This window comes from Campylobacter concisus (assembly GCF_002913225.1).
GTDB classification, from domain to species: domain Bacteria; phylum Campylobacterota; class Campylobacteria; order Campylobacterales; family Campylobacteraceae; genus Campylobacter_A; species Campylobacter_A concisus_J.
The window spans coordinates 26,044-50,768 of sequence record NZ_PPAW01000013.1 but is presented as its reverse complement, the minus strand read 5'-3'; the positions used below and the strand labels follow the sequence as shown (position 1 = coordinate 50,768).

Sequence of the window (24,725 nt, the reverse complement as noted above, 5' to 3'; positions counted from 1 at the left end):
ATTTATACCTCGCGCTTTTTCACAAAACTAGCTATCAGACTTGGCAAGATGATGAGCGCTCCAAGCAGCATAAAGACCATAACAAGATCGGTTAGCAAGCCAAAATAAATAGTCGGTATAAAGTTGCTCGTTATCATCACGCTAAATCCAAGAAAAATGGTAAATGAAGTGTAATACATCGCGTATCCTATGCTCGCGTGCGCAGCCTTGATGCTCTCAAAAACGTCCTTTGTAAGCAGCTCCTCTTTGAAGCGGTGGATGTAGTGGATGATATCATCAACGCCGATACCTATACTAATGGCCGCTATCGTAATGCTCATCACATCAAGCGGTATGCCAAAAAATCCCATCACGCCAAAGAGCGTGCAAAGTGGGATCAAATTTGAAACTATTGCGATGGTTGCAAGTTTAATGCTTCTAAAAACAAAACAAAATATGACAAAAAGTATCGCAACCGTTAGTCCAAATGTATCAACCTGCGAGCTAAGTAAATTTTGAAGCATGTTGTTGTAAAGCACCATCATACCGGCCACTTCTATGCTCACGTTGTCATTTTTGGTAAGCTTGGCAAGCCCAGCTCTAAGCTCTTTTAAAAACTCATTTCGTCTAAGCTCAGAGTCGCTATCGATGATCCTTAAACTAAATCTAAGCTCGTCATTTTCGACGCTCACATAAGGGCTTAGCAAGATGTTTTTATACTCAAGTGGTAGCTTTTCATACATAGCAGCAAGCAAAAAATCATCACTAACGCCGTTATTTAGCTCTTTTATCGCCTTTATGAGCGTTGCAAGCGAGCTTACGTTGCCTACAAATTTCTGCTGCGTCAAATGGTCGTGGATCTTCTCTGCGATCCTTGTGTGGTAGCTGTTAAACCAGTATTTTGCGCTCTTTGCGTCGTTCTCAAACTCACTTTCAAAGTCATCTTTCTCATCACTTTTTTCTTGTTTTGGCTCGCTCTCTTTAAATTTAACTATTACATCAACTGGGATCGTGCCACCAAGCTTTGTGTCGATGACCTGCATGCCTTGGCGGATCTGCGTGCTCTCTTTAAAGTAGCCAATGAAGCTGTTTTCGACCTTTATCTTACTGATGCCATAAACGCCAAAGCAGACAACAAGCACGCAAACTGCGTAGATGATCTTTCTTGAGTTTAGGGCTAAATTTGCGCAGTATTTTGTAAATTTAAAGCTGTTTTCAAATGTCCTAACAGGGGCAAGCTTCTTTAAATTTGCATTTACCGAGCCAAATAGCAAAAATGCAAGCACGAGTGAAACGCTAATGCCAGCACTCATCATAATGCCAAGCATGATAACTGGCTTTATATCGGCACTCATTAGTGAGCTAAAGCCAATGACTGTCGTAAATATCGCCCAAAAAGATGGAGAAAATTTATCACGTAGTGTCATATAGATGAGCTGATTTTGGCTGTATTTCGGGTGTTTTACATAAAATTCTCGGTAGCTTACGACTAGGTGGATGACTGTTGAGATGGTGATAATTAGCTGAAGTGCGATGTAGTTTGAACTAATGACCGTCACTTCCCAGCCAAACATACCAAAAATTCCAGTTGTAAAAATGGCACTTACCGCGCAGATAAACATCGGTAAGACGATCCATCTTGGCTGCCTAAAAAATAGCCACAAACTAAAGCTAAGAAGCGCTAGAACGCTTAGGCCGTAAACCAAAAGATCGCTCTTTATAAAGCCTATCATATCATCAGCGATCATATTTGCGCCGCCCAAAAATAGCTCATCATTTGCGTTAAATTTAGCGATAGCTGCCTTTATGGCTTCAAGGTTTTTGTGATCGCTCTTTCTAAGCTCATCTCGGTAAGCTTTAAACTCAGCCACAAGCGCTTTAAATTTAAGCTTCTCCGCCTGCGTGATAGTGCCGTTTGACTCTTTTTTGCTAAGCAAATTTCGCTCATTTAAAAGCTCGTTAAATTTCTCATCTTGCTTTAAATTTAGCGCGATCGCTATGGTTTTTAGATCTTTGCTTATCAAATTTCCACTATAAATGGGACTTTTTGCAAACTCAAGCTTTGCTTTTGAGATATTTATATCTTTATCGCTTAGCGTTGGCGTATGCTCTAAGATGCCAGTCACGCCGCCTTTTACGCTATTTAGAAGCGGTACATTTAAGATAGAAATGACGCTGCTGACCATATCGTTTTTGGCTAGCTCGTCGCTTAAATTTTTAATAAGCTCTAAATTTTTAGGTGAAAAAAGATCATCTTTTGGGGTAAAAGCGACCACCAAAAGCCCTGGCGAGTCGTAACGTTTTGCTATCTGTCTATAGGCTTTTAGATCAGGGTCGTGTTCAAGTAGCAAGGTCTCAGCTGAAGCGTCGATGCTTAGTCTTGTGCTAAGGCAGCCAAAAACAACACTTAAAAGCAGGACAAGCGAGATAACAAGCTTGTTTTTGGCAATGATAAATTTAAAAATTTGTCGCATTAAGGATTAGTTTTATTTTGATCAGGCAAAACAGCTTCGTTTAGTTTTTGTAAAAGCGTATTAAAATCGCCATTGTTTAGCACGTCGCCAAACTGGCTTCTATAAGTTTGGATGATGCTCACGCCAACGATATCAAGGTCGTAAATGAGCCAGCCGCGCTCCTTTGCGTCGTAAAATTTATAGACAAATTCATAGCTTTTGCCGTCATTTACTAGCTCAGATGTGACCCAGTATCTATTTTTTTGTGGCTCACTCTCTCCAGTGATGTGGATCTGTTGGTCTTTGTAGCCTAAAAGCTTGTCGATGTATGAGCTTTTTAGCTTTTGCTCAAAAGCAGCGTCAAATTTAGCTTGCTCGTTGGCACTTAGGCTGTTGTAGCGCTTGCCAAGGCTGATCTTTGCCATTTGTTTGTAGTCAAAAAATGGATCAAGCAGAGCAAATATCTCTTTTGTCTTTGCCTTGTCATCTAAATTTGTATTTTTTAAAACTTCAATCACTTTAGCAGTTTTTGCCTCTATCTCAGGCTTTATCTGCTCTTTTGACATAGCAAAAAGGCTAGTTGCTAAAAGTAAAATCGCTGCAAGAGCTTTTAAAATTTTCATACTTACTCCTTGATAAGTTTATCGCGTCTTTGCTCGTAAGCATCGCGTAAAAATGGATATAGATCGATCGCGTCTTTTCTTAGTTTTTCATAAGCAGTTGGATCTTGTGAAAAGCTGTTAAATGCTCTATAAGATTTGATACCAAGCGATAAAAGCCTAGGATCAACGTAACTGATAGGATCAGCAAAATAGTCGCCAACTAGGCCTCCCGTATCTCTTAAATTTGATGGTCCGATAAGTGGCCAAACGATGTGAAAGCCGCTTCCAAGCCCCCAGTATCCAAGGGTCTGTCCAAAGTCCTCGTTGTGAGCCTTTAGATCATAGTATTTTGCCCCGTCTGTTAGCCCTCCAAAGCCAATTATCGTGTTTGCTAAAAAACGCAAAGTCTCTTCACCTGCGTTTTGAAATTTAAACTGAAGCAGGTTATTTACAAAGCGCACTGGAAAAAGTAGGTTGTCAAAGAAATTTGCAACCATCGTTCTAGCTGTGGCTGGCACGACATAAGCGTAGCCTTTTGCTACTGGAGTTAGCATGTTTATGTAGATAAAGTCATTTACATTTGTCATCACTCGGTTGTAGCCACTAAGCGGGTCAAATACATCTTTTTTTGCTTCAAATTCAACATCAAAGTCATCATTTTCATTGCCGTTAGTCGTGTTTATGTCGGCGCTGGCACAGGCTAAAAGCAGGCTACAAAAGATAGCTAGCAAAAATTTCATCTTAAAACCTTAAAATTTATTTATAAAATACAGCTTGATTTTATCTTCTTGAAACTTTACAAAAAGTTAAAGAAAATTTGTAATTTTAAGTTTTTGTATTAATATAATTAGATATACTTTGCAAATTATTATTATATATTTAGAGGTTAAAATTTTGAAAGCAGATATAAATTTAGAGCTATTTCTAGGCGAAGATACGCAGGTTTTAGCAAAGCATATAGCGTTACTTAAGGCGATAAAAGAGACAAAAAGTATCACAAAAGCAGCTGAGGTTGTCGGCATATCATACAAAAACGCTTGGGACTGCCTGGATACCATAAATAACAAAAGTAGCAAACCGCTAATCGTAAGAGCCGATGGCAACAAGAAAAATAGCGGCTCAGAGCTTAGCCCATACGCCAAAAAACTGATAAAAATTTATGACGCCATCCTTGAGACGCAAAAGGATTTTTTGCAAAAAATTTGCCAAAAGGTTGATTTTGAAGATGTTGATATCATAAACCTTCAAAGGATGAGTATGAATTTAAGCGCCAGAAACCAGCTCTCATGCGAGATCATTAGTATAAATAGAGGCGCTGTAAATTCTGAGATCGTTGCAAAACTAAGTAACGGTAACACGCTTGAAGCCACCATAACAGTTGAGAGCGAGAAAAATTTAGGCCTAAAAGTGGGTCAAAAGGTAGTTTTCATCTTTAAAGCCCCAGCAGTCATTCTCGCAAAAGATCTTGATCTAAAAATAAGCACTAAAAATCAGCTAAAAGGCGAGGTCATCGAGGCAAAAATAGGCGCTGTAAATGCTGAGATCACGCTAAAGCTAAGCGACGAGCAGACGCTCACTGCCATCATCACAAAAGATAGCGCGATGGATATGCAAATAGGCGTTGGCGACACACTTTTAGCCATAGTAAAATCATCTCAAATCATAATAGGAGTATAAAATGAAAAGGGTTTTTAAATTTTTATGTGCAGCGGCGTTGCTAGCTATAAACGCCTTTGGCGCTGACGTAAATGTCTATGCCGCAGCAAACACGACCTATGCGTTTCCCGAGCTTATAAAAGAGTTTAACAAGCTTCATCCAGACGCTAAGATCAACCTAACTCTTGGCGCAAGCGGCGGCCTTGTCACGCAGATACAAAACCAGGCCCCAGCTGATATCTTCATGGCTGCTGATATGGGCTTTGCGCAAAAGGCCTACGACACAGGCTTTGCAGTAGCTGCTCCAAAAGTTTATGCACAAGGCGCTTTGGCGATCTTTTCTATAAGAGGCGTGGATTTTAAAAAAGGCATAGAAGTGGTTCGCGGCCTAAAAGCTATCTCAATAGCAAACCCAGAGACCGCACCTTACGGCAAGGCTAGCATCGAAGCTCTTAAAAATGCAAAAATTTATGATGAAGTAGAGAAAAACATCGTCTATGCTCAAAAAATTTCTGAGACGCTATCTCAAGCATTAAGCGCTTCAGACGTTGGATTTATCGCTGCTAGTGCGCTTTTTAGCGAGAAAATGGCAAAATACAAAGAGGGCACTAACTACATCTTCGTGCCTCAAAAGCTCTACACTCCGATCGATCAAGGCATCGTGCTCTTAAAACGTGCTGAAAATAACGCTGATGCGAAGGCATTTTATGAGTTTATCTTGGGTGATAAAGCAAGAGAAATTTTCAAGAAATTTGGCTACAACGTCCCAGCTAAATGATAAAAGCAAAGATCGCTCAAATTTCTTCTAAAGATGGCGTCAGCTTTTTTGAGCTTGAGTGCCTAAATTTAGGGACAAATTTATATATGCTAGCTTTAAATGAGGCTAGCAAATTTGCTCTAAATGATGAGGTGAGCTTAAATTTCAAAAGCTCAGACGTCGTTTTATCAAAGGTCAAGCTTCAAGCTAGCTCTCTTGAAAATGAGCTAAAATGCGAGGTTGCTGGCATAACTCGCGGCGAAATTTTAAGCATAGTTAGCCTAAAGTGTGAGCAGCTTTGCTTTGAAGCGATCATCTCAGATCACGCCTTAAAAGGGCTAAATTTAGTGATAGGCGAGCAGGTATTTGCCTACGTTAAATCAACAAGTATCCACGTAAGCGCTTAAAAATGATAGAAATTTCTTGCAAAAAAGAGCTAAATGGCGGTAGCGGTAAATTTATGCTTGAGGCTGAGCTTGCCTTTGAAGGTGGCGAGTTTGTCGCACTTTATGGAGCAAGTGGCGGAGGCAAAACGACGATACTACGGCTTATCGCTGGTTTTGAAGCCCCACAAAGTGGCGTGATAAAGGTTGGAGATAAGATCTTTTTTGATGAAAATACAAATTTAGCCCCGCAAAAGCGAAACATCGGCTTTTTGTTTCAAGACTACGCCCTTTTTGAAAATATGAACGTCTTTAAAAATTTACTCTTTGCAAATAATGATGAAAATTTAGCGAACAAACTACTTGAAATTTGCGAGCTAAAGAGCCTAAAAAACGCCAAGATAGGCGAGCTCTCAGGCGGTCAAAAGCAGCGCGTGGCACTCGCTCGTGCGGTGATGAGAAAGCCAGAAATTTTACTGCTAGATGAGCCACTAAGTGCCCTAGATAACGCCATGCGCGAGAAGTTGCAGGATTATTTACTAGCGCTTCACGATGAGTTTAAGATGAGTGTTATTTTAGTAAGTCACGACATAGCTGAAATTTACAAGCTTTGTAGCAAGGTTTTTGTCCTTGAAAATGGCAAAATTTCAAGATCTGGCAGTGCAAGTGAGATATTTTTAAAAAGTGCAGGATCACAGAAATTTGCATTTAACGCTAAAATTTTAGAGATCAAAAAGTGTGACGCCATTTTTGTGGCAAGTGTGCTGATAAATCGCCAAATTTGCGAGGTCGTGCTAAGTAGCGCAGAAGCTAGTGGACTAAGAGCTGGCGACACGGTCGTGGTTAGCACAAAAGCCTTTGGCGTAAATTTGGTAAAAGCATGATGAGCGAGCTGCTATCTATCGACTACGAGCCATTTTGGCTATCTCTAAAACTCTCTTTTATCACGACATTTATTTTGTTTTTTTTCTGCGTTGCGCTGGCTTACTTTATGTCGCAAAAGAAATTTTTTGGCAAGGCATTTTTAGAGTCCGTTATCTCGCTGCCTTTGGTGCTGCCGCCAAGCGTTCTTGGCTTTTATCTGCTTATTTTTCTCTCGCCTTACTCATTTTTTGGTAAATTTATCGAAGAACTCTTTGGCGTGAGACTAGTTTTTAACTTCACTGGCCTTGTTGTGGCAAGCTGCATCTACTCGCTGCCATTTATGTTTGGGCCCATTTATGCTGGGCTAAATAGCCTAAAAAAGAGCCTTTTTGAGGCGAGCTACAGCCTTGGTAAAAGCAAGCTCACGACCATTTTTAGAGTGATCTTGCCAAGTATCAGGTCAAATTTACTAACCGCAATCGTCGTTAGTTTTGCTCATACGATGGGCGAATTTGGCGTGGTTTTGATGATAGGTGGCAGCGTGGCTGGCGAGAGCAAGGTCGCTAGTATCGCGATATTTGAGGCAGTTGAGATGCTTGACTATACCAAAGCTCACATCTATGCCCTTTTGATGCTAATAATTAGCTTTTTTGTTCTTTTTGTCGTCTATCTCTTAAATTCAAAAAAAGCTTAAAGATATATAATAGATAAAAATTTTAAAGGATGAAAGATGATAAAAGTGCCCACAAGCATCTATCTAAGGACTTTAGACGACAAAGAATTTGACTTTTCTGCCTTTGCAAGGAGCCATGACTGCGTGGTTTTTATCTACCCAAAGATAGGCGAGGATTTTGAGCTTTTAAGCGAACAGCTACAAAATACTGCGGGTATGAAAGGCTGCACAAAACAAGCGATAAACTATAAAAAACTTCTTAAAGAATTTAACGATCTTGGATTTATGGTAGTAGCTATTGGCTCCCAAGATATCGCGGCTCAAAAGAAATTTGAAGAAGAGACTGCAACCGGCGTGATGTTTTTAAATGATAGCGAGTTTATGCTAGAGCGCGCGCTTGAGCTTCCGGTATTTGCAGCTTCAAATGGGCATAAATTTTACTTTCGTCAAACGCTTATCATAAAAGGTGGCAATATAAGGCGCGCATATATCGTTGATGAGCCTGAAAATGACGCTAAAAATATGCTAGAAAAATTGCAAAATCAAGACTACTAGGAGGGTAAAATGAGCCAAAATAGCAAAATAGAAAAATCTTATGATGAACTAACTTACAAATCAGCAGCATTTGCGCAAAGCTCACCTTATAAACTAGAGGCTTGCGCTACGCTTCTTGGTATCAACCCACCTCCTTGCAAAACCGCGAAAGTTTTGGAGATAGGGTGCAGCTTTGGCGGAAATTTGATCCCATTTGCCGTAAATAACGAGAACGCAAGAGTAGTTGGCATCGACCTTAGCGGCGAGCAAATAAGGCGCGGAAAAGAGATTGCAAAAGAGATAGGACTACAAAATTTAGAGCTAATCCACGGCGATATCTGCGAGTTTAAAAGTGATGAGAAATTTGACTACATCATTGCTCACGGTGTATTTAGCTGGGTGCCTGACTTTGTAAAAGATGCGATACTAAGGGTTGTAAGAGAAAATTTAAGCCAAAACGGCGTGGCGTTTATATCTTACAACACATATCCAGGCTGGAAAGTAAAGGATATTATAAGAGATATCATGCTACTTGCTGCGAAGGACAAAGATAGCATAGAAGAGAGGCTAAAGGCCGCTAAAGAGGCTCTTTTAGTATATAAAGAGGTCTTGCTAACAAGAGATAATGAAAAATTTGAAAGAGCTATGCCAGTTAAATCGCTTATTAATTTGATAGATGATATTCTTAGCAAAGATGACTTCTATGTAGCACATGAGTTTTTAGAAGATATAAATGATCCATTTTACTTTAAAGACTTTTGCGAAAAAATAGATAAATTTGACTTAGCTTATCTTTGCGATTGTGACCTTAAAGATATCTTTGCTCCCAACTTTGGAAATGATCTTGTGGATGATTTTAAAAATACACACTTTACTGATCGTATACAAAGTGAGCAATTTTTTGATGCATTAAATATGAGACTTTTTAGACAGAGTCTAATCGTTCATAAAGATGCTTTTGAGGCAGTTAAGACAAAGCAAATAGGACCAAGCGATATAAATAAAATTCATGTAGTAGCCGACTTTATAAAAAAAGATGATGGCTGGTATGATAAATTTGCTCTTATGCCTCAAGATATATCTTGGCTCTGCGAGGTCTTTAACAATATGTTCCCAGCAAGCATAAATCTCTCTCAAATTTTAGAAATTTTGCCAGAAGATAAGCTTCTGGTTTATAGCACTTTTGTAAGGATTTTAACTAACTCAGCAAACGTAATGCTTGTAAGAGACGCATTAAAAGATATAGAGTATACTCCAAATCACTCAAGACTAAATCCAAATTTGATAAATTATGTTAAGTATTTTTTAAAACATAAAGATAAGACAGACATTGTTTTTGCAAATAAATTTGGTATTTCTGAAAAACTGAATTTGGTTGATTATTATATATTTTTGCTACTTGATGGTAAAAATAACTTAGAAGATATTGTAACCAAAGCTTTAAAATTTATAAAAGAAAATGATGTCAAGTTTTTTGAAACAAATGGCAAGGAGATAAAAAGAAACAAGGTTGTATCAAATATATTGAGCTATGTAGCAGGCACTATAAGAATAGCTAGCATGCTCTATTTGCTTGAGGAAATTTAAAATGAAAAGAACTTTTGCTCTTATATTTTGTATATTTTTAGCAGGTTGTGCGAGCAAGCCAAGCGTGAAAAACCTAAACCTTAAAAGCAGCCTAAACTATGGCGGCGAAGAGCTTGCAAAGATACTTGAACAAGATGATGCAGTGGCATTTAGCAGCAACTTGCGTGAGGGAGTTTTCATCTACATAAGTAACGCCAAAGTCGCAAACTATCTTGGCGTAGTAAGAGCTGAGAGACACGCTAAATTTAGCGTAAAAGAGCTAGACAAAAACGATCTTTTGATAAAAAGCGTAAATGATCTAACGCAAAGCTTTGATGCTAGTTTAGAGCGAGCCAGAGAGCTAAAATGCGGCACTTTAGTGATCAGACTAAAAGATAAATTTCAGGATTTAGAAGCGGCAAATAAATTTTTAGAGCAAAACGAGAGCGCATTTTTAAAGATGAGTGGTGAGATAAGGTGCAAGTAGCCTTATCTGCCCTGCTCTATAAGCTTAAAAACTTCATCCTCTAAGCTCAAAGCATTTTTGCCAAAAGCTACGTAAAATGGGCTTTTTAGATCCGCTAGCTTGTAGCTTGGCTCGCATCTGTCGCTAGCGTTTAAGACCTTGCCACCGCTAAATTTCACCACAGCCTCACCTGCAGCATTGTCCCAAAGATAGCTTGGGCTAAATCTCACATATATCCCGCCAAGCTCGGCTAAACGGCAAAATTTAATGGCAGATCCGATGCATTTTTGCTCTAAATTTAAACTATCTCTTATGAGCTCAACCTTTTTTGTCTCGCCTCTTCTGCTTGAAAAGATGAAGTTATTTAAGCTTTTAGCTTTTTCATTTAGATCTTGTTTTTCTATGACCTCATCATTAGCGCCTAAAATTTCTTTAAAAGCGCCGTTTTCATCAGCATAAAAAAGCTCTTTGCTAACTGGGATAAAAATGACGCCAAGCACCGGTCTAGCCTCTTTTATAAGCGCTATACAAACGCAAAATTCACCATTTCTAGCTAGAAATTCTTTCGTGCCATCAAGGGGATCAACTAGCCAAAACTCATCTTTATCGCTATCTTGCAAGATACTCTCTTCAGAGCAAATTTTTATCCCGCTTTTACTTAGCTCTTTTAGTATCACCTCATTTGCCGCTAGATCAGCGCTAGTTAGCGGCGAGCTGTCATCTTTTAGGCAGACTTTAAGCGCCTGGCTATTAGATGAGTAAAATTTCATTATCTCACCCCCAGCGCTGATGGCTGCCTTGATGGCTAAATTTAAAAGCTCGCTCATTTTGGTGTTCTGTTTGTCTCTCCGACGTAGAGCTGTCTTGGACGGACGATCTTTATCGTGTCTTGCTCTTTTAGCTCGATCCACTGGCTGATCCAGCCTGGCGTCCTGCCGATGACGAAAATGACGGCAAACATGTTATTTGGTATGCCAAGCGCTTTTAGGATGAGCCCTGAGTGAAAATCAACATTTGGATATAAATTTCTACTTACAAAGTAGTCGTCATTTAGCGCGATCTCTTCGATGCGGTTGGCGATCTTTATGAGCTCTGAGCTAATGCCGATCTCATCCATCAGCTGATCTCTCATCTTTTTAAGCACCTTTGCGCGAGGGTCGAAGTTTTTATAGACCCTGTGACCAAAGCCCATTAGTCTAAATGGATCGTTCTTATCCTTTGCTCTAGCGATGTATTTATCGACGTTTGCAACCGAGCCGATCTCTTCAAGCTGGCGGATGACACCCTCGTTTGCTCCGCCATGAGCCCAACCCCAAAGTGCGCCGATACCTGCACTTATACATGCGTATGGGTGCGCGTGCGTAGAGCCAACGGTCCTAACGGTAGTCGTTGAGGCGTTTTGCTCGTGGTCTGCGTGCAGCATAAAGACCGTGTCAAGCGCCTTTATCTCGATAGGTTTAAGATCGACATGCTCGTATGGATAGCCCCTCATCATATATAAGAAATTTTCAGTAAAGCCACGATCCAAATTTGGATATATGATAGGAAGACCGCGTGAGTAGCGGTAGCTAAAGGCCGCTATCGTTGGGATTTTAGCGATTATCCTCATAGCCATTTCGTGATACTCTTCAGGCTTGTCCATATTTAGGTGGTCTGAGTAAAAGGCACTTAGCGCAGAGACTGCCGCTTGCAAGATCGCCATAGGGTGCGCCTTGTCTGGAAATGCATCAAATAGCTTCATCATGCCCTCATGTATGAAGCTTCTTTTTTTAAGCTCATCTTTAAAGCTTGCATATTGCTCGCCAGTTGGTAGCTCTTTGTTTAAAAGCAGGTAGGCAACGTCTAAAAATGTCTTATTTTCAGCCAGATAGGCGATGTCGTAGCCCCTATACATGAGCTCGCCCTTTAGGCCGTCGATGTAGGTTATGGCTGAGCGGCACATCGCAGTTGATGTGTAGCCCCGATCAAAGGTAAACATCCCAGTGTCGCTAAAGAAGGTCGATATGTCGATGACGTCTGGCCCCATCGTGCCTTTTAGGATAGGAAATTCATAGCTTTTTCCAGTTCGATTGTCGATTAGTGTGGCTGTATTTGATGACATTTTTACTCCTTGCTTTTTGATTGCATTAAAATTTTGATGATTATAGCTCCTATTATAGCTTGTGCGAGGCTTGCTAGGATGAAAGATGAGTAAGAATAGTCACTTATCTCGCCTGATTTGTGTGCGATAGTAGCAACTGCGATCAAAAGAGTGAGCGGCATAGACTGCGAAACTGAAAATAAAAATATCCCCCTAAAGCCAAGCTTGCCCAAAAAGAGCAAACTAGATATAACTCTGGTGCCAAGCATCGCTAAAAATATAAAAATAGCATCCTTTATCACTTCGCTAGATCCTAGGCTTGAAAGCTTAAAGGTCGAGCCTATATGGATGAAAAATATCGGTACCAAAAAGCCAAATCCAAAGCTTGAAAGCTTGTGCGGCAAGTCCTTTTTGTGATCAAAAAATGTCGTAATAAACATACCTGCGATAAACGCGCCAAAGGCGACTTCTAAATTTAGATAGAGCATCAAAGCTATCATCGTGAAAAATACCGCGATGCAAAGCCTGATGTCCTTCTCGTCCTTGTCGTAGTGCGGCATGAGCACCACTTTAAGACCCGGATACCACCAAAAAAGCACGTCCAAAATTTTAAAACTAAGCACGCTGATAGCCAAAAATAGGATCAAATAGCCAATCGTTAGCCATAAATTTATGCTCGCTCCAAACTGCAAGTAAGCAGCGGTAAAAGTTAGAAGCGTGATGCTTAAAAGCTCGCCGATAGTTGCTATTAGCATGCTTAAATTTAGCCACTCTTGTTGCTTGCCATACTCCTTAAATAGCGTAAATATCATGCCAACGGCCATTATCGGGATGATGATGATGTAAAGTAGGCTTAGCTCAAGTCCTAGCGTCAAAGCTGTGGCTAGAGCGTAGATGAGCGCTAGGTAGATGAGCCCAAGGCGCAAAATTTTACGGTCGATGTTTATGAGCATCCTAAGGTCGATCTCCATGCCAGCTAAAAACATCAAAAAGAAAAAGCCAACTTCGCTAATGAGCTTAAACATCTCGTTCTCGCCGACAACTCCGATGTAGCCAGCAACCGCTCCAAGTAGTATCTCAGCAGGCGCGACTGGGATGCGTAAAATTTTAGAAATATAAGGCGAAGCAAAGACAATAAATGCCAAAACGACAAGGATGCTAAGCTCGCTTGCTTGGTGTAACTGCAAAAAGATCCTTAAAATAAAAATGCCTGATTGTATAAAAAGCTTTGTTATTTTTTGATTAAGCTAAGCGAAATTTGGGCAAAATGACGGCTATTTTAGAAATTTGGAGTGAAATTTTATGCGTAAATTTAGCCTTTTTGTTTTGCTGTTTTTTGGTCTCTTTTCTTTGGCAGATGAGCTAAGCTTGGTTGAGAGTTTTAGATTTGATGGGAGCACGTTTTATAAGAAGCAAGTGGTTAAAAACGAGAGCCTTTACTTTTTAAAAAATGAAAATATGGACGAGCACTTTGCCGCTTTTAAAGTAAAGTTTGACAAAGATGCTAAGACAAAAAGCGAGCTAGAGGAGCTAAAAAAGGCTCTTAAGCAAGATAAAAATGTGCTTTATAGCGAAGAAAATGATCAAATTTTAGCTTTCATAAAAGATGGGGCTAAGAGCAAAAATATAGAAATAATCCACTTTTTACTTAAAAAAGATGGAGTTTTGATGCTTTCGTATGAGAGAATTTACGACCCACAAACATCAGCAGATGCGCTTAAGCCAGTGCTTTTAAGCGAAGCTAGAAATTTTATGCTGCAGATGCCAAAGATAGAAGCTAGGTAGAGAGATGTATGTGGCGGCACATTGAACTGCATGCAGTTTTGTTAAATTTGAGAAAATTTTAAAATTTGATGAGCGAGTAATTTCGGCTCTGATTTTAGTGGCAAGCTTTGCGAGACCTAAAATCAGTAGTCAATTCTTGCGAGTGAATGAAAGTTTAAAATTTGCTTTGAGATGTAAATTTATCAAAAGGGAGACAAGGGGACTTGAATTACGAAGCCGTCCCCTTATCCCCCTTTTTAAATCCCCTAATCCCCTCGCACGTTAGAGGTGGCATGCAATGGTGCTAACGCTCTACATGCGGTTTTTCTAGAAAAACTCTGTCAAATTTTAAAATTAGAGCTGGCATATCACGGCTCTAAATTTAGTGGCGAGTGGCTATGAGCCCTAAATTTAGTAGTCTGCTAAGGCGAGTGAGTAAGATTTTAAAATTTGTAAATTTGCTTTCTCAAGTCAAATAAGTGTCAAGTAAATTTTAAAATTTGCAAAGACAGCTTGATTAAATTTGTAAAAGAATAAATTTAAAAAATCACATACCTATTTATATATGTAAATTTACTAGAAAGAATTTAAGAGCCAAAAAGGCTCTTAAATTTTAGTGGAGTTCGCTCCAGACTTTGCGTTTCCAAAGCCAAGCAAAAATTCCTAAGATGAAGAAGTAGATCATGACATAAAGTCCTGTGCTCTCGCGCTCAGCCTTTTTGCTGTCGCCTACTTTTTCTATGTAAGATACTATGTCGTCTTCAGCGGCTTTGTTTAAGCCAACTCTAGGCATCGCAGTGCCTGGAAGCATCTTTTGAGTATCGTTTATAAATTTATGCAAGTAGTCTGCACCTTTTGAGCGGATCATCATAGATAGATCAGGTGGGTTTGAGCCCATATATGCTGCAAGGCTTGCTTTGTTGCTAAGAGTATATTTTTTGTCATACTTCATATCGTGGCATCTTTGGCATGCATCAGCAAAGACTTTCTCGTCAGTGATCTTGCTCTTTGCATCCGCATCAGCTGATACCTTTTTAAGGTAAGCAACTATGTCAGCGATCTCAGCGTTTATATCGCCGCCAGCACCCATAAATGCTGTCATCGGATAAGGATGCTCGTCGTTAAATTTATGAGATAGTTTTACAGCCATAGTTGGATTTTTGATGAGTGCAGCCAAAAATCTCTCGTCATAAATTTTACCAGCTGTGCTAAGATCTGGTGGCACTACGCCAAAGCTTTGGCTAGCTGTCTCAGCGTCCATACTAGCTGGCATGCCAGCTGCTTCGATGCCGTGACATCCTGTACATCCAGCTGCGCCAAATGTCTCAGCGCCTTTTGCAGCGTCACCTTTTGCAAGGTCGATCGAATTTATATCAGCCCAAAAAGCTGTGTAGTCATCAAGAATTTTTTGTGCTGTCTCAACATCTTTTGTAGCTGCTTCTATGCTAGCTTTGTTGCCGCTAGCTTTTGCAGCCTCAAGCGCCTCTTTTTTCTGCTCTAAAAAGTGCTTTGCGTAGTCAGTATCCTCTTTTGAGAAGTTATACTCGGCATTTGCAGTGTGCGGATGAAGCTTTGTGTGAGCGTAAGGCTCGATACCCCAGTATAAAATACCTGAAAGGATAACAACGATGGCAAAAATTTTAAGCTCTTTCATGATTAGCCCCTTTTTCTTTCAAGTATTGTGATAACTGGAAGTGCGATTATAAATAGCACCAAAAATAGTAGTGACGCATAAAATCCTATCCAGTCGTTGATACCGCCTGTTGGAAGCTTGCCATATATAGATAATACGATAAGATCTGCAACTAGAACCCAAAACCATACGAAAAATAGTGGTCTTTTGTGAGCTGGTGCTACAAGGTCGCTTCTATCAAAGAGTGGTATAAGCATAAATGCCACGCCCGCAAATGCAAATGCGATAAGACCGATGTTATAAGCTGAAATTCCTGCTATATCAAAGAAGAAGCCACGTAAAATTTCATATTGCCACAAGAAATACCACTCTGGATAGATGTGTGGTGGAGTTTTTAGTGGATTTGCTGGCTCAAAGTTGATAGGATCCATCGCAAAGCCAAAGTGATAGCAAACAAGATACATAACAAATATCATAAAAAATGATACATACATGAAGTCCTTTGCCAAAAATCCTGGCCAAAATGGTATAACTTTAGCTTTTGCTCTGTCACCGTGTAGATAGACCTCAGCCTCTACATCAAAGTCGATATCTTCGCTTGTTAGGTTATTTACGTGTGGAACTCTTAGTGAGTAGAAGTGGATAACCAAAACAACGATAGTTACAAGTGGTAGCAAGCATACGTGAAGCATGAAAAATCTTGTAAGCGTTGAGTCGCCAACTGCATAATCGCCCCTAATCCACTCAACCAAAGCATCGCCAATAACTGGCACGCCACCAAAGAGCTGAGTGATAACGGTAGCCGCCCAGTAGCTCATCTGACCCCATGGGAGCATATAGCCGCTAAATGCCTCTGCTGAAAAGCAGATAAATAGCACCATGCCGCTTACCCAAATGACCTCTCTGCCTCTTTTGTATGAGCCATAGTAAAGTCCAGTAAGCAAGTGGATATACATGATAAGAAAGATAGTCGATGCTGAAATCGCGTGAATATGACGCCACAGCCAGCCGTATTCAACCTCTTGCATGATAGTATAATTTACGCTATCAAAGGCCAAATGTATGTCTGGTTTATAATACATCATAAGCAAAAAGCCAGTGATGATCAAAAGTAAGAAAAGTGTCGTTAGGATAACGCCCATCGCCCAAAGGAAATTTATATTTTTTGGGATCCAGTATTCACTAACTAGAACCTTCATCAGTTTTGTAAAAGCTAGGCGCTGGTCAAGCCAGTCAATAACGCCAGTTGATTTATGAGATAAAGACATCACTAACCTCCTAAGCTTTAGCTACTAATTTTTCATATTCTGGGCTTGTTTCGCCTAGAACTAGCTTGGTTCCATCGATCTTAAATGGTGGGATATCAAGCGGTCTTGGTGGAGGTCCGTATGTCTGCACGCCATCAGCGTTAAATTCGCCGCCATGACAGGCACAGACAAACATTTGCTTGCTCGCTTTATACTCAGGGATACATCCTAGGTGCGTGCAAAGTCCGATAACTACGACATATCTCGCATCTCCAACAACAACATCTCTCTTGTCGTTTTTAGCCATATCTGGGCTTTTTTTGAGAATGAAAATAGGCTTTTTACGCCACTCAACCTGTCTCATCTCGCCATCTTTGATCGGGCTTAGATCGACAGTTGTAAAACCAGCAGCTTTTACGCTAGGGAGCGGATCCCAGGTCTTTTTCATGGCAACTAGTGACATCGCGCCACCAACAGCTGCCACGGCACCAAACGCAAGGCCGATAAAGCTTCGTCTTTCTTGCTTTACTGACATTAATTTCCTTTCTATAAATAAAATTTAAACGATTATACTCTCAAAAAATTAAAAAACTATAATCTCACAATATAGTTTGTAAAAATAAAGTGAATTTAAGCTTTTTTTACACCAAAATTTGAGGCAAATTTATCTAGAAATGCCTATATATCGTGATTTTAAGCTTTTTATAAAAGAGAAATTTGATCTAATGTCTAAACATTAAGATAAAAAATTTTTCTATTTTAACATTTGTAAAATAGAAAATTTTAATAATAAAATTTATTAAACTTAAAAAATTATAAATAGCAACTACTAAAAACGAGTGACTTTGTTTTAAATTTTAAACACTAGTTAAACTTTAAAACCATAAAAGGCTTAAATTTAAGCCTTTTTCTCGCTCATCTTTATGTAGATATGCAAGATATCAATAGCTGCTGGCGTGATACCTGAAATTTCACTCGCCGCAAAGAGCGTTGGCGGGGCAAATTTCTCAAGCTTTTCGACCACCTCGTTGCTAAGACCGCTTATGCTTCTAAAGTCGAAATTTTCAGGGATTTTCACATCCATCATATCTTTCATCTTCTCGATCTGATTTTTTTGCTCGCCGATGTAGTGCTGATACTTACACTCGGTTAAAATTTGATCCATGCTCGCATCATCAAGTGTGGCAAATCTCTCATCAAGCTTTCTTAGTTTTTCAGCCGTAAAGCTCTTTCTGGCGACTATCTTTTGAAGGCTCACATTTTGACTGATCGGCTCTTCATCAAGACTTGCTAAAAGCTCTAAATTTGCCTTATTTGGTGTGATCTGAGTGTTGTTTAAAAACTCCAGCCCCTCTTTTAAATTTCTTCTTATATTTTTGATCTTTTCAAAAGTTTCATCATCAAGCAGCCCAAGCTCATGCCCATATCCGCCAAGCCTCAAAATGGCATTTTCCTCACGCAAAAGCAAGCGATACTCCGCCCTGCTCGTAAACATCCTATATGGCTCTTTTGTCCCTTTTGTCACAAGGTCGTCTATCAAAACGCCGATATACGCCTCATCACGGCGCAAGATAAGCGGCTCTTTGTTATCAAGCGAAAGCGCTGCATTTATACCAGCCATTAGCCCCTGAGCCCCGGCCTCCTCGTATCCTGTCGTGCCGTTTATCTGCCCAGCCAAGTATAGCCCTTTTACTTTTTTGGTTTCTAAGCTATGTTTTAGCTGTGTTGGCTCGACATAATCGTACTCGATAGCATATCCGTGCCTTACGATTTTAGCATTTTCAAAGCCTTTTACTGAGCGGAGCATCTGCACTTGCACCTCATAAGGCAAGCTAGTTGAAAAGCCATTTATGTAGTACTCTGTCGCTTCAAGGGTCTGAGGCTCGATGAAAAGGTGGTGCCTGTCGCGGTCGCCAAAGCGGTTTATCTTATCCTCGATACTAGGACAATATCTTGGTCCGATTCCTTCGATCTGACCTGTAAAAAGTGGCGCTTTGTCAAAATTTGAGCGGATTATCTCATGGGTGGTTTCGTTTGTATAGGCGATGTAGCATGGTAGCTGCGTTGGGGAGAAATTTTTAGTTCTAAAGCTAAAAGGCGTTGGGTCTTGATCGCCATCTTGCTTTTCTAAAATTTCAAAATTTATAGTTTTTGCGTCGATCCTTGGGCATGTTCCAGTCTTTAGCCTGCCTAAATTTAGCCCAAGCTCTCTTAGGCTAGAGCTTAGATCTTTTGCGCTTAGCTCGCCCACTCGACCAGCTTCAAGTTTATTAAATCCAACGTGGATTAGCCCGTTTAAAAATGTGCCAGTTGTAATTATCACTTTTTTTGCGTTATAGATGTTATTTAGGTGGGTTTTAACGCCGGTTACTTCGCCATTTTCGCTTAAAATTTCAGTGGCGATCTCTTGAGAAATTTCTAAATTTGGAGTGTTTAAAAGTAAATTTCTCATATAAACGCGGTATCTATCCATATCGATTTGAGCGCGGCTACCACGTACTGCTGGGCCTTTGCTCTCATTTAGCACGCGAAACTGAATACCAACAGCGTCCGTTGTAAGCCCCATTTGACCGCCAAGCGCGTCAATCTCTTTTACAAGATGCCCCTTTGCAAGGCCGCCGATGGCTGGGTTGCAGCTTGCAGCGCCTATTTGCTCGGCTAAGATCGTGATCAGTAGAGTTTTTTTGCCCATTCTAGCAGCCGCAAGACTTGCCTCAATGCCTGCATGTCCGCCGCCAACGACGATGATTTCATAGTCCATGATAAATTTTTCCTTATTTTTGATGGGCAGATTTTATCAAAAAGCATATAAAATTTAAATTTTTTCAAAGAAATTTCACCACAAAATTTATGGCTAGAGTTTTTTATTAATGATATTTTAAATATTTTGCTGTTAGATTTATAAAATTTTAAATCCAAAAAGGCTTTATTCATGAGGAATTTATTAAAAGTCACTGGCTTTTTGCCCTACCTTGCGATCGCATTTTTAAACGCAAGTGTCGATCTAGCGCACAAAATAACAATTCAAAACGTCCTTTTAAAGACCTACTCAGGCGATACGCTTTTCATCCTAACAGCCGTTATAAACGCGATGATCTTGCTTCCATTTATATTTTTATTTTCGCCCTCAAGCTTTATAAATGACAAATTTGCAAAGACAAAGGTTATTAGAATTTGCGCCGTCTTTGGCGTTGTTATCAGCGTTGCGGTGCTTATTAGCTACCTTTTGGGCGCTTTTGGCGTGGCATTTGCACTCACTCTCATACTAGCTGCTCAAAGTGCGATCTACTCGCCTGCAAAATATGGCATCATCAAAGCCCTCGTCGGCACTGAGCGACTTGGCACAGCAAACGGCGTCATCCAAGCACTCACCATCATTGCGATACTTATTAGCTCATTTTTGTTTTCATTTATATTTGAAAATTTATACATCCAAGGCGAAAACTCAGAAGAAATTTTAAAAAGCGTCTATCCTATCGGCATCTTTTTGGTCGTATTTAGCGCACTTGAAGCATTTTTTGCCTACAAGCTACCTTATATCAGCGAAACAAACGAACAAAGCGGAGAATTTGAGCTAAAAAGATACATCAGCCTTAGCTACTTAAGAGAAAATTTAAAAGAGGTAAGATTAGATAAAAATATCTGGTTAAGCATCGCTGGTCTTAGCATATTTTGGGGAATTTCTCAGATCATCATTGCAGCCTTCCCAGCTCACTACAAGGCAGTTTTTAATGACGACAGCTCACTAGCGGTGCAAGCCATCCTTGCAGTAAGTGCCATAGGTATCGCATTTGGCTCATACGTGGCTGGATCTATGTCAAAGCTACACATAGAGCTTGGCATCGTGCCGATGGGTGCTATTGGTATATTTTTCTCGCTTTTATTTTTCGCATTTGGCTCAAGCATCGGCGTAGTAAGCCTTAGCTCATTTGCATTTGGTTTTTTTGGTGGAATTTTTATAGTGCCGCTAAATGCGATGATCCAGTACTTTGCCCCACAAAAGAGCACCGGCAAGATAATGGCGGCAAACAACTTCTTGCAAAACGTCTCAATGCTGCTATTTCTAGCCATTGGCATAGGCTTAGTATATTTTGAAATTTCAACCACTGGACTCTTTGTCTTTACAGCGCTTGTTTGCTTAATAGGCAGTTTTTACGCCATTTTACAGCTTCCGCACCTTTTTACAAGGCTACTTTTACTGCCATTTTTAAAGACAAAGTACCGCTTTTTCGTTGAAGGACTTCAAAATTTACCACAAAGTGGCGGTGCACTACTTCTTGGCAATCACATCAGCTGGATCGACTGGCTCGTGCTTCAAGCTGCAAGCCCAAGGGGCATAAGATTTGTCATGTATAGAACTATCTATAACAAATGGTATCTAAAGCAAATTTTTAAATTTTTTAAGGTGATCCCAATAGGCGCAGGCGCTAGTAAAGAGTCCATAGAGCTAGTTAGAGAGTGCCTAAAAAATGGCGAAGTGGTTGCACTTTTCCCAGAGGGCCACATCAGCTATAACGGCCAGATAAATGAGTTTCAAAAAGGCTTTGAGCTTATCATCAGAGATCTAGAAGAAATTTGTATCGTGCCATTTTATCTTCGTGGCCTTTGGGGATCTAGCTTTTCAAGAGCTAGTAAATTTTACAAAGACCTCACTTCTAAAAACGGCAGACGCGACATCATCGTCGCCTTTGGTAAGCCAATAACCACATTTATAAACGCTGCAAAGATGAAGCAAAAGGTGCTTGAGCTTAGCTTTTCATCGTGGGAGAGCTTTATCTCAAGGCAAAAACCGCTAACAAGCGAGTGGCTAAATAACGCAAAAGAGAGTAAATTTAAAGAGTGCGTGAGCGACAGCACTGGGCTAAATTTAAGCAACTTGAAATTTATAACCGCCGTTTTAGTCTTTATCAAAATTTTCAAGCGCGAGCTAAAAGATGAGAAAAATATAGGCATCTTACTGCCTAGCTCAAGCATCGCAGCTATCGTCAATATGGCGCTTCTTGCCATGGGCAAAGTGAGCGTAAATTTAAACTACACGCTAAATGAGACCTCGCTAAATCACGCCCTAAGAAAGGCAAATATAAACACGGTGATCACATCTAGCAAATTTCTTGAAAAACTCGCACTTAAGGGCTTTGATCTAAAAGATGCGATGAGCGGCAAGGCTAAATTTGCAGAAGATCTCTCAGCTAGCGTCTCAAAAAAAGAGAAATTTTTAGCGCTTTTAACTGCCTTTTTTGCTCCAACTTGGCTCATCAAACTTTGCTATTTTAAGCGTGTAAGCTTAGAAGATACAGCCACCATTTTATTTAGTAGCGGCAGCGAGGGCGAGCCAAAAGGCATCGAGCTAAGCCATAAAAATTTACTTGCAAACATTAAGCAAATAAGCGAACTTCTAAATTTCAAAAAAGATGACGTGATCTTAAATTCACTCCCTGTTTTTCACTCATTTGGCCTAACAGTCACCACGCTCATGCCACTTTGCGAGGGCATAAAAATGGTAAGCGTGCCTGACCCAACAGACGGAGCGACTATCGGCAAAATGGCTGCAAGACACAGCGCTAGCATCATCTTTGGCACCTCAACGTTCTTTAGGCTCTACACTAGAAACAAAAAGCTTCATCCGCTGATGTTTCAAAGTGCCAGAATGGTCGTAGCTGGGGCTGAAAAGCTAAAACCTGAGATAAAAGACGAGTTTAGGCTCAAATTTGGCATAGAAATTTATGAAGGCTATGGCGCGACCGAAACGGCGCCAGTAGCTGCAGTAAATATGCCAAATATCCTAGAAAAAGAGAGCCTAAAAGAGCTTACATTTAATAGACCTGGCAGCGTTGGCATGCCTCTGCCTGGCACTATCATAAAAATAATCGACCCAGAGACGCTTGAAGAGCTAGAAACTGGCACAGACGGACTCATCGTCATCGGCGGCTCGCAGGTGATGAAGGGCTATCTAAACGACGAAGCTAAAACAAGCGAGGTCATCACGCATATTGATGGCGTAAGATACTATAAAACTGGTGATAAAGGCCACATCGATGAAAACGGCTTTGTGTTTATCGTCGATAGATACTCAAGATTTGCCAAGATAGGCGGCGAGATGATAAGCCTTGGAAGCGTCGAAGAAGAGCTTGCAAAGGTGCTTGGGGGCGACGTTGTCTTTAGTAGCGCAAACGTGCCAGATAGCAAAAAAGGCGAAGCGATCGCACTTTTAGTAAAAAGTGGCACAGAGCCTGAGAATATCGAGCAAATTTTAAAAGAGAGTAGCCTAGCTCCGATAATGATGCCAAGCTATATATTTATCGTTGATGATATCCCAACGCTTGCAAGTGGCAAGGTTGATTTTAAGGGCGTTAAAGCTCTAGCGGTCTCACTTTTAGCGGAGTGAGGCGCCGCCCTTTTATTTTTGTGATAAAATAGCGCCAAAATATTACCTAGGTCGCAGTTGCGACTGACATTTGCATAAATCTTAAATTTATCTTTTTTTGCAAATTCCGTTATTGATTTTATTTTTTATAAGGAGTTTTGTATGAAATTTTCTAGTGCTTTTAAATTTGGTGTAACCTTCGTAGTTGCCTGCTTGTTCTCTTTAAATTCTGCCTTAGCAAATTCTTACGAGCAGATCAAAAAAGATGGTGTCATAAGGATAGCGACCGAGGGTGTTTATTCGCCATTTTCATTTCACAATGAAAAAGATGAGTTAATGGGCTATGACGTAGAGATAGCAAGAGCTGTGGCTAAAAAACTAGGCGTAAAGCCAAAATTTATCGAAGCTTCATGGGATGCGATGCTTGCGGCATTTGATGCTGGCAAGGCTGACGTGGTATTTAACCAAGTTAGCATAACCGATGAGCGAAAGAAAAAGTATGACTACAGCGTGCCATATATGCTCTCTTATTCAGCCATCGTCGTGCATAAAGACAATAGCGACATCAAAAGCTTTGCTGATCTAAAAGGTAAAAGAAGCGTGCATTCAGTAAATAGCATGTGGATACCAACCGTTGAAAAGTATGGCGCCAAGCTAGTTGTGGCCGATAGTTTGAGCGATCAGATAAATTTGATCATCACAAAAAGAGCAGATGATACGATAGATGATGCGGTGATGTTTTATGACTACATCAAACAACATCCAAATGCCCCTATAAAGATCATCGAAGCTGGTGATGAGCCTATGTATACGGCTGCGATTGTTAAAAAAGGTAACAAAGAGCTACTAAATAAGATAAATAATGCCCTAAATGAGCTTAGCAAAGAAGGAGTTTTAAGCGAAATTTCGCTTAAATACTTCGGCAAAGACATTTCTAAATAAGGAGAATCAATGAATTTTAAGCCCATTTTTGGCTTTATCGCAGGTGCTTTTTTAGCTTTAAATTTAAATGCTTCAACTATCAAAAAAGGCGAGCTTATAGTTGCAACTGAAGGCACTTACTCACCTTACTCATTTTATGACGAAAAGGGCGAGCTAGTAGGATATGACGTAGATATCGCAAAAGCTGTAGCAAAGAAGCTAAATTTAAAGATAGAGTTTCTAACAGCTCCATGGGATGCGATGCTTGCAGCATTTGACGCTGGCAAAGCGGATGTGGTGTTTAATCAAGTTAGCATAAACGAAGATAGAAAGAAAAAGTATGACATGAGCGTGCCTTACACCATGCCATATCCTGTAATAGTCGTGCATAAAGATAATAACGACATCAAAAGTTTTGCTGATCTAAAGGGCAAAAAAAGCGTGCACTCTGCAACTAGCAACTGGGCAGCGATAGCTGAGAAAAACGGCGCAACAGTGGTTGTGGCTGATGGCTTTAGCAAAGGCGTGGAGCTTATCATCTCAAAAAGAGCCGATGATACGATAAATGACAATGTCACATTTTTTGACTACATCAAACAACGCCCAAATGCACCGCTCAAGATCGCATACACCAGCAACGAGCCGATGCCAACAGCTGCACTTCTTAAAAAAGGCAACACCGAGCTACTAGAAGCGATAAACAAAGCGCTTGATGAGCTAAAAGCCGAGGGCAAGATAAGTGAAATTTCAATGAAATATTTTGGAAAAGATATTTCAAAATAA

22 protein-coding genes are annotated in these 24,725 nt (G+C 40.2%); 12 read left to right on the top strand and 10 right to left on the bottom strand.

The genetic code is table 11. The annotated features are described in order from the left end of the window. Positions 1-2 precede the first annotated feature (2 nt). The 3 genes from CYP26_RS02105 to CYP26_RS02095 are packed head-to-tail and all read right to left on the bottom strand — an operon-like array spanning position 3 to position 3,774. On the bottom strand, positions 3-2,453 hold the full coding sequence (locus CYP26_RS02105; RefSeq protein ID WP_103630195.1) for an efflux RND transporter permease subunit: 2,451 nt from the start codon (positions 2,451-2,453) through the stop codon (positions 3-5). Then, on the bottom strand, positions 2,453-3,055 hold the full coding sequence (locus CYP26_RS02100) for an ABC transporter substrate-binding protein (RefSeq protein ID WP_103630194.1): 603 nt from the start codon (positions 3,053-3,055) through the stop codon (positions 2,453-2,455). The genes CYP26_RS02105 and CYP26_RS02100 overlap by 1 nt, the downstream gene beginning before the upstream one ends. Before the next feature lie 2 nt (positions 3,056-3,057). After that, complete coding sequence (locus CYP26_RS02095) at positions 3,058-3,774, bottom strand: MlaA family lipoprotein (protein ID WP_103630193.1); 717 nt, start codon at positions 3,772-3,774, stop codon at positions 3,058-3,060. A 154-nt stretch (positions 3,775-3,928) separates the two neighbouring features. Here CYP26_RS02095 and CYP26_RS02090 point away from each other — a divergent pair, with 154 nt between their 5' ends. The 8 genes from CYP26_RS02090 to CYP26_RS02055 are packed head-to-tail and all read left to right on the top strand — an operon-like array spanning position 3,929 to position 9,954. Continuing rightward, on the top strand, positions 3,929-4,711 hold the full coding sequence (locus CYP26_RS02090; RefSeq protein ID WP_103630192.1) for a TOBE domain-containing protein: 783 nt from the start codon (positions 3,929-3,931) through the stop codon (positions 4,709-4,711). A gap of 1 nt (position 4,712) precedes the next feature. Continuing rightward, a complete protein-coding gene (gene modA / locus CYP26_RS02085) occupies positions 4,713-5,468 on the top strand; it encodes a molybdate ABC transporter substrate-binding protein (RefSeq protein WP_103630191.1) in 756 nt (251 codons plus the stop codon). After that, positions 5,465-5,854 (top strand): TOBE domain-containing protein, encoded by a 390-nt coding sequence (locus CYP26_RS02080; RefSeq protein ID WP_103630190.1) that lies wholly within the window; start codon positions 5,465-5,467, stop codon positions 5,852-5,854. Before modA ends, CYP26_RS02080 begins: the two co-directional genes overlap by 4 nt. A 2-nt stretch (positions 5,855-5,856) precedes the next feature. Further along, positions 5,857-6,714, top strand: a complete 858-nt coding sequence (locus CYP26_RS02075; protein ID WP_103630189.1) for a sulfate/molybdate ABC transporter ATP-binding protein — start codon at positions 5,857-5,859, stop codon at positions 6,712-6,714. After that, the gene (gene modB / locus CYP26_RS02070; protein ID WP_181000844.1) at positions 6,714-7,388 is read left to right on the top strand and encodes a molybdate ABC transporter permease subunit; all 675 of its coding nucleotides are present in this window, start codon (positions 6,714-6,716) and stop codon (positions 7,386-7,388) included. Before CYP26_RS02075 ends, modB begins: the two co-directional genes overlap by 1 nt. A gap of 36 nt (positions 7,389-7,424) precedes the next feature. Beyond that, positions 7,425-7,922: a redoxin family protein gene (locus CYP26_RS02065; RefSeq protein WP_103630188.1), complete on the top strand. Its 498-nt coding sequence runs from the start codon at positions 7,425-7,427 to the stop codon at positions 7,920-7,922. A gap of 9 nt (positions 7,923-7,931) precedes the next feature. Further along, positions 7,932-9,488, top strand: a complete 1,557-nt coding sequence (locus CYP26_RS02060; RefSeq protein ID WP_103630187.1) for a class I SAM-dependent methyltransferase — start codon at positions 7,932-7,934, stop codon at positions 9,486-9,488. 1 nt (position 9,489) lies between these two features. Continuing rightward, on the top strand, positions 9,490-9,954 hold the full coding sequence (locus CYP26_RS02055) for a damage-inducible protein (RefSeq protein WP_103630186.1): 465 nt from the start codon (positions 9,490-9,492) through the stop codon (positions 9,952-9,954). Positions 9,955-9,956: 2 nt separating this feature from the next. On the opposite strand, the gene CYP26_RS02050 is transcribed toward CYP26_RS02055, so the two are convergent. The 3 genes from CYP26_RS02050 to CYP26_RS02040 are packed head-to-tail and all read right to left on the bottom strand — an operon-like array spanning position 9,957 to position 13,200. Continuing rightward, positions 9,957-10,760 carry a 3'(2'),5'-bisphosphate nucleotidase CysQ family protein gene (locus tag CYP26_RS02050; protein ID WP_103630185.1) on the bottom strand — a complete coding sequence of 268 codons (804 nt, stop codon included), beginning with the start codon at positions 10,758-10,760 and terminating at the stop codon, positions 9,957-9,959. Next, a complete protein-coding gene (locus CYP26_RS02045) occupies positions 10,757-12,034 on the bottom strand; it encodes a citrate synthase (RefSeq protein ID WP_021093306.1) in 1,278 nt (425 codons plus the stop codon). Before CYP26_RS02045 ends, CYP26_RS02050 begins: the two co-directional genes overlap by 4 nt. A 2-nt stretch (positions 12,035-12,036) precedes the next feature. After that, positions 12,037-13,200: a cation:proton antiporter gene (locus tag CYP26_RS02040; RefSeq protein ID WP_021093279.1), complete on the bottom strand. Its 1,164-nt coding sequence runs from the start codon at positions 13,198-13,200 to the stop codon at positions 12,037-12,039. 115 nt (positions 13,201-13,315) lie between these two features. On the opposite strand from CYP26_RS02040, the gene CYP26_RS02035 reads away from it, so the two are divergent. Next, positions 13,316-13,798 carry a hypothetical protein gene (locus CYP26_RS02035; protein ID WP_103630184.1) on the top strand — a complete coding sequence of 161 codons (483 nt, stop codon included), beginning with the start codon at positions 13,316-13,318 and terminating at the stop codon, positions 13,796-13,798. Between the two features lie 592 nt (positions 13,799-14,390). On the opposite strand, the gene CYP26_RS02030 is transcribed toward CYP26_RS02035, so the two are convergent. The 4 genes from CYP26_RS02030 to mnmG all read right to left on the bottom strand — a co-directional run bounded on the left by CYP26_RS02030 (position 14,391) and on the right by mnmG (position 19,418). Next, positions 14,391-15,431: a c-type cytochrome gene (locus CYP26_RS02030; protein ID WP_103630183.1), complete on the bottom strand. Its 1,041-nt coding sequence runs from the start codon at positions 15,429-15,431 to the stop codon at positions 14,391-14,393. A 2-nt stretch (positions 15,432-15,433) separates the two neighbouring features. Beyond that, positions 15,434-16,678, bottom strand: coding sequence for a cytochrome b (locus CYP26_RS02025; protein ID WP_103630182.1), 1,245 nt, complete (start codon positions 16,676-16,678; stop codon positions 15,434-15,436). Positions 16,679-16,688: 10 nt separating this feature from the next. After that, positions 16,689-17,192 (bottom strand): ubiquinol-cytochrome c reductase iron-sulfur subunit, encoded by a 504-nt coding sequence (gene petA / locus CYP26_RS02020; RefSeq protein WP_021084991.1) that lies wholly within the window; start codon positions 17,190-17,192, stop codon positions 16,689-16,691. Between the two features lie 363 nt (positions 17,193-17,555). Further along, positions 17,556-19,418, bottom strand: coding sequence for a tRNA uridine-5-carboxymethylaminomethyl(34) synthesis enzyme MnmG (mnmG, locus tag CYP26_RS02015; protein ID WP_103630181.1), 1,863 nt, complete (start codon positions 19,416-19,418; stop codon positions 17,556-17,558). A 171-nt stretch (positions 19,419-19,589) separates the two neighbouring features. Between mnmG and CYP26_RS02010 the strand changes: the two genes are divergently transcribed. From CYP26_RS02010 to CYP26_RS02000, 3 genes are all read left to right on the top strand, one after another. Further along, a complete protein-coding gene (locus CYP26_RS02010) occupies positions 19,590-23,042 on the top strand; it encodes an acyl-[ACP]--phospholipid O-acyltransferase (RefSeq protein ID WP_103630180.1) in 3,453 nt (1,150 codons plus the stop codon). Positions 23,043-23,183: 141 nt separating this feature from the next. Continuing rightward, the gene (locus CYP26_RS02005) at positions 23,184-23,963 is read left to right on the top strand and encodes an amino acid ABC transporter substrate-binding protein (RefSeq protein WP_103630179.1); all 780 of its coding nucleotides are present in this window, start codon (positions 23,184-23,186) and stop codon (positions 23,961-23,963) included. A gap of 9 nt (positions 23,964-23,972) precedes the next feature. Then, on the top strand, positions 23,973-24,725 hold the full coding sequence (locus CYP26_RS02000; protein WP_021093337.1) for an amino acid ABC transporter substrate-binding protein: 753 nt from the start codon (positions 23,973-23,975) through the stop codon (positions 24,723-24,725).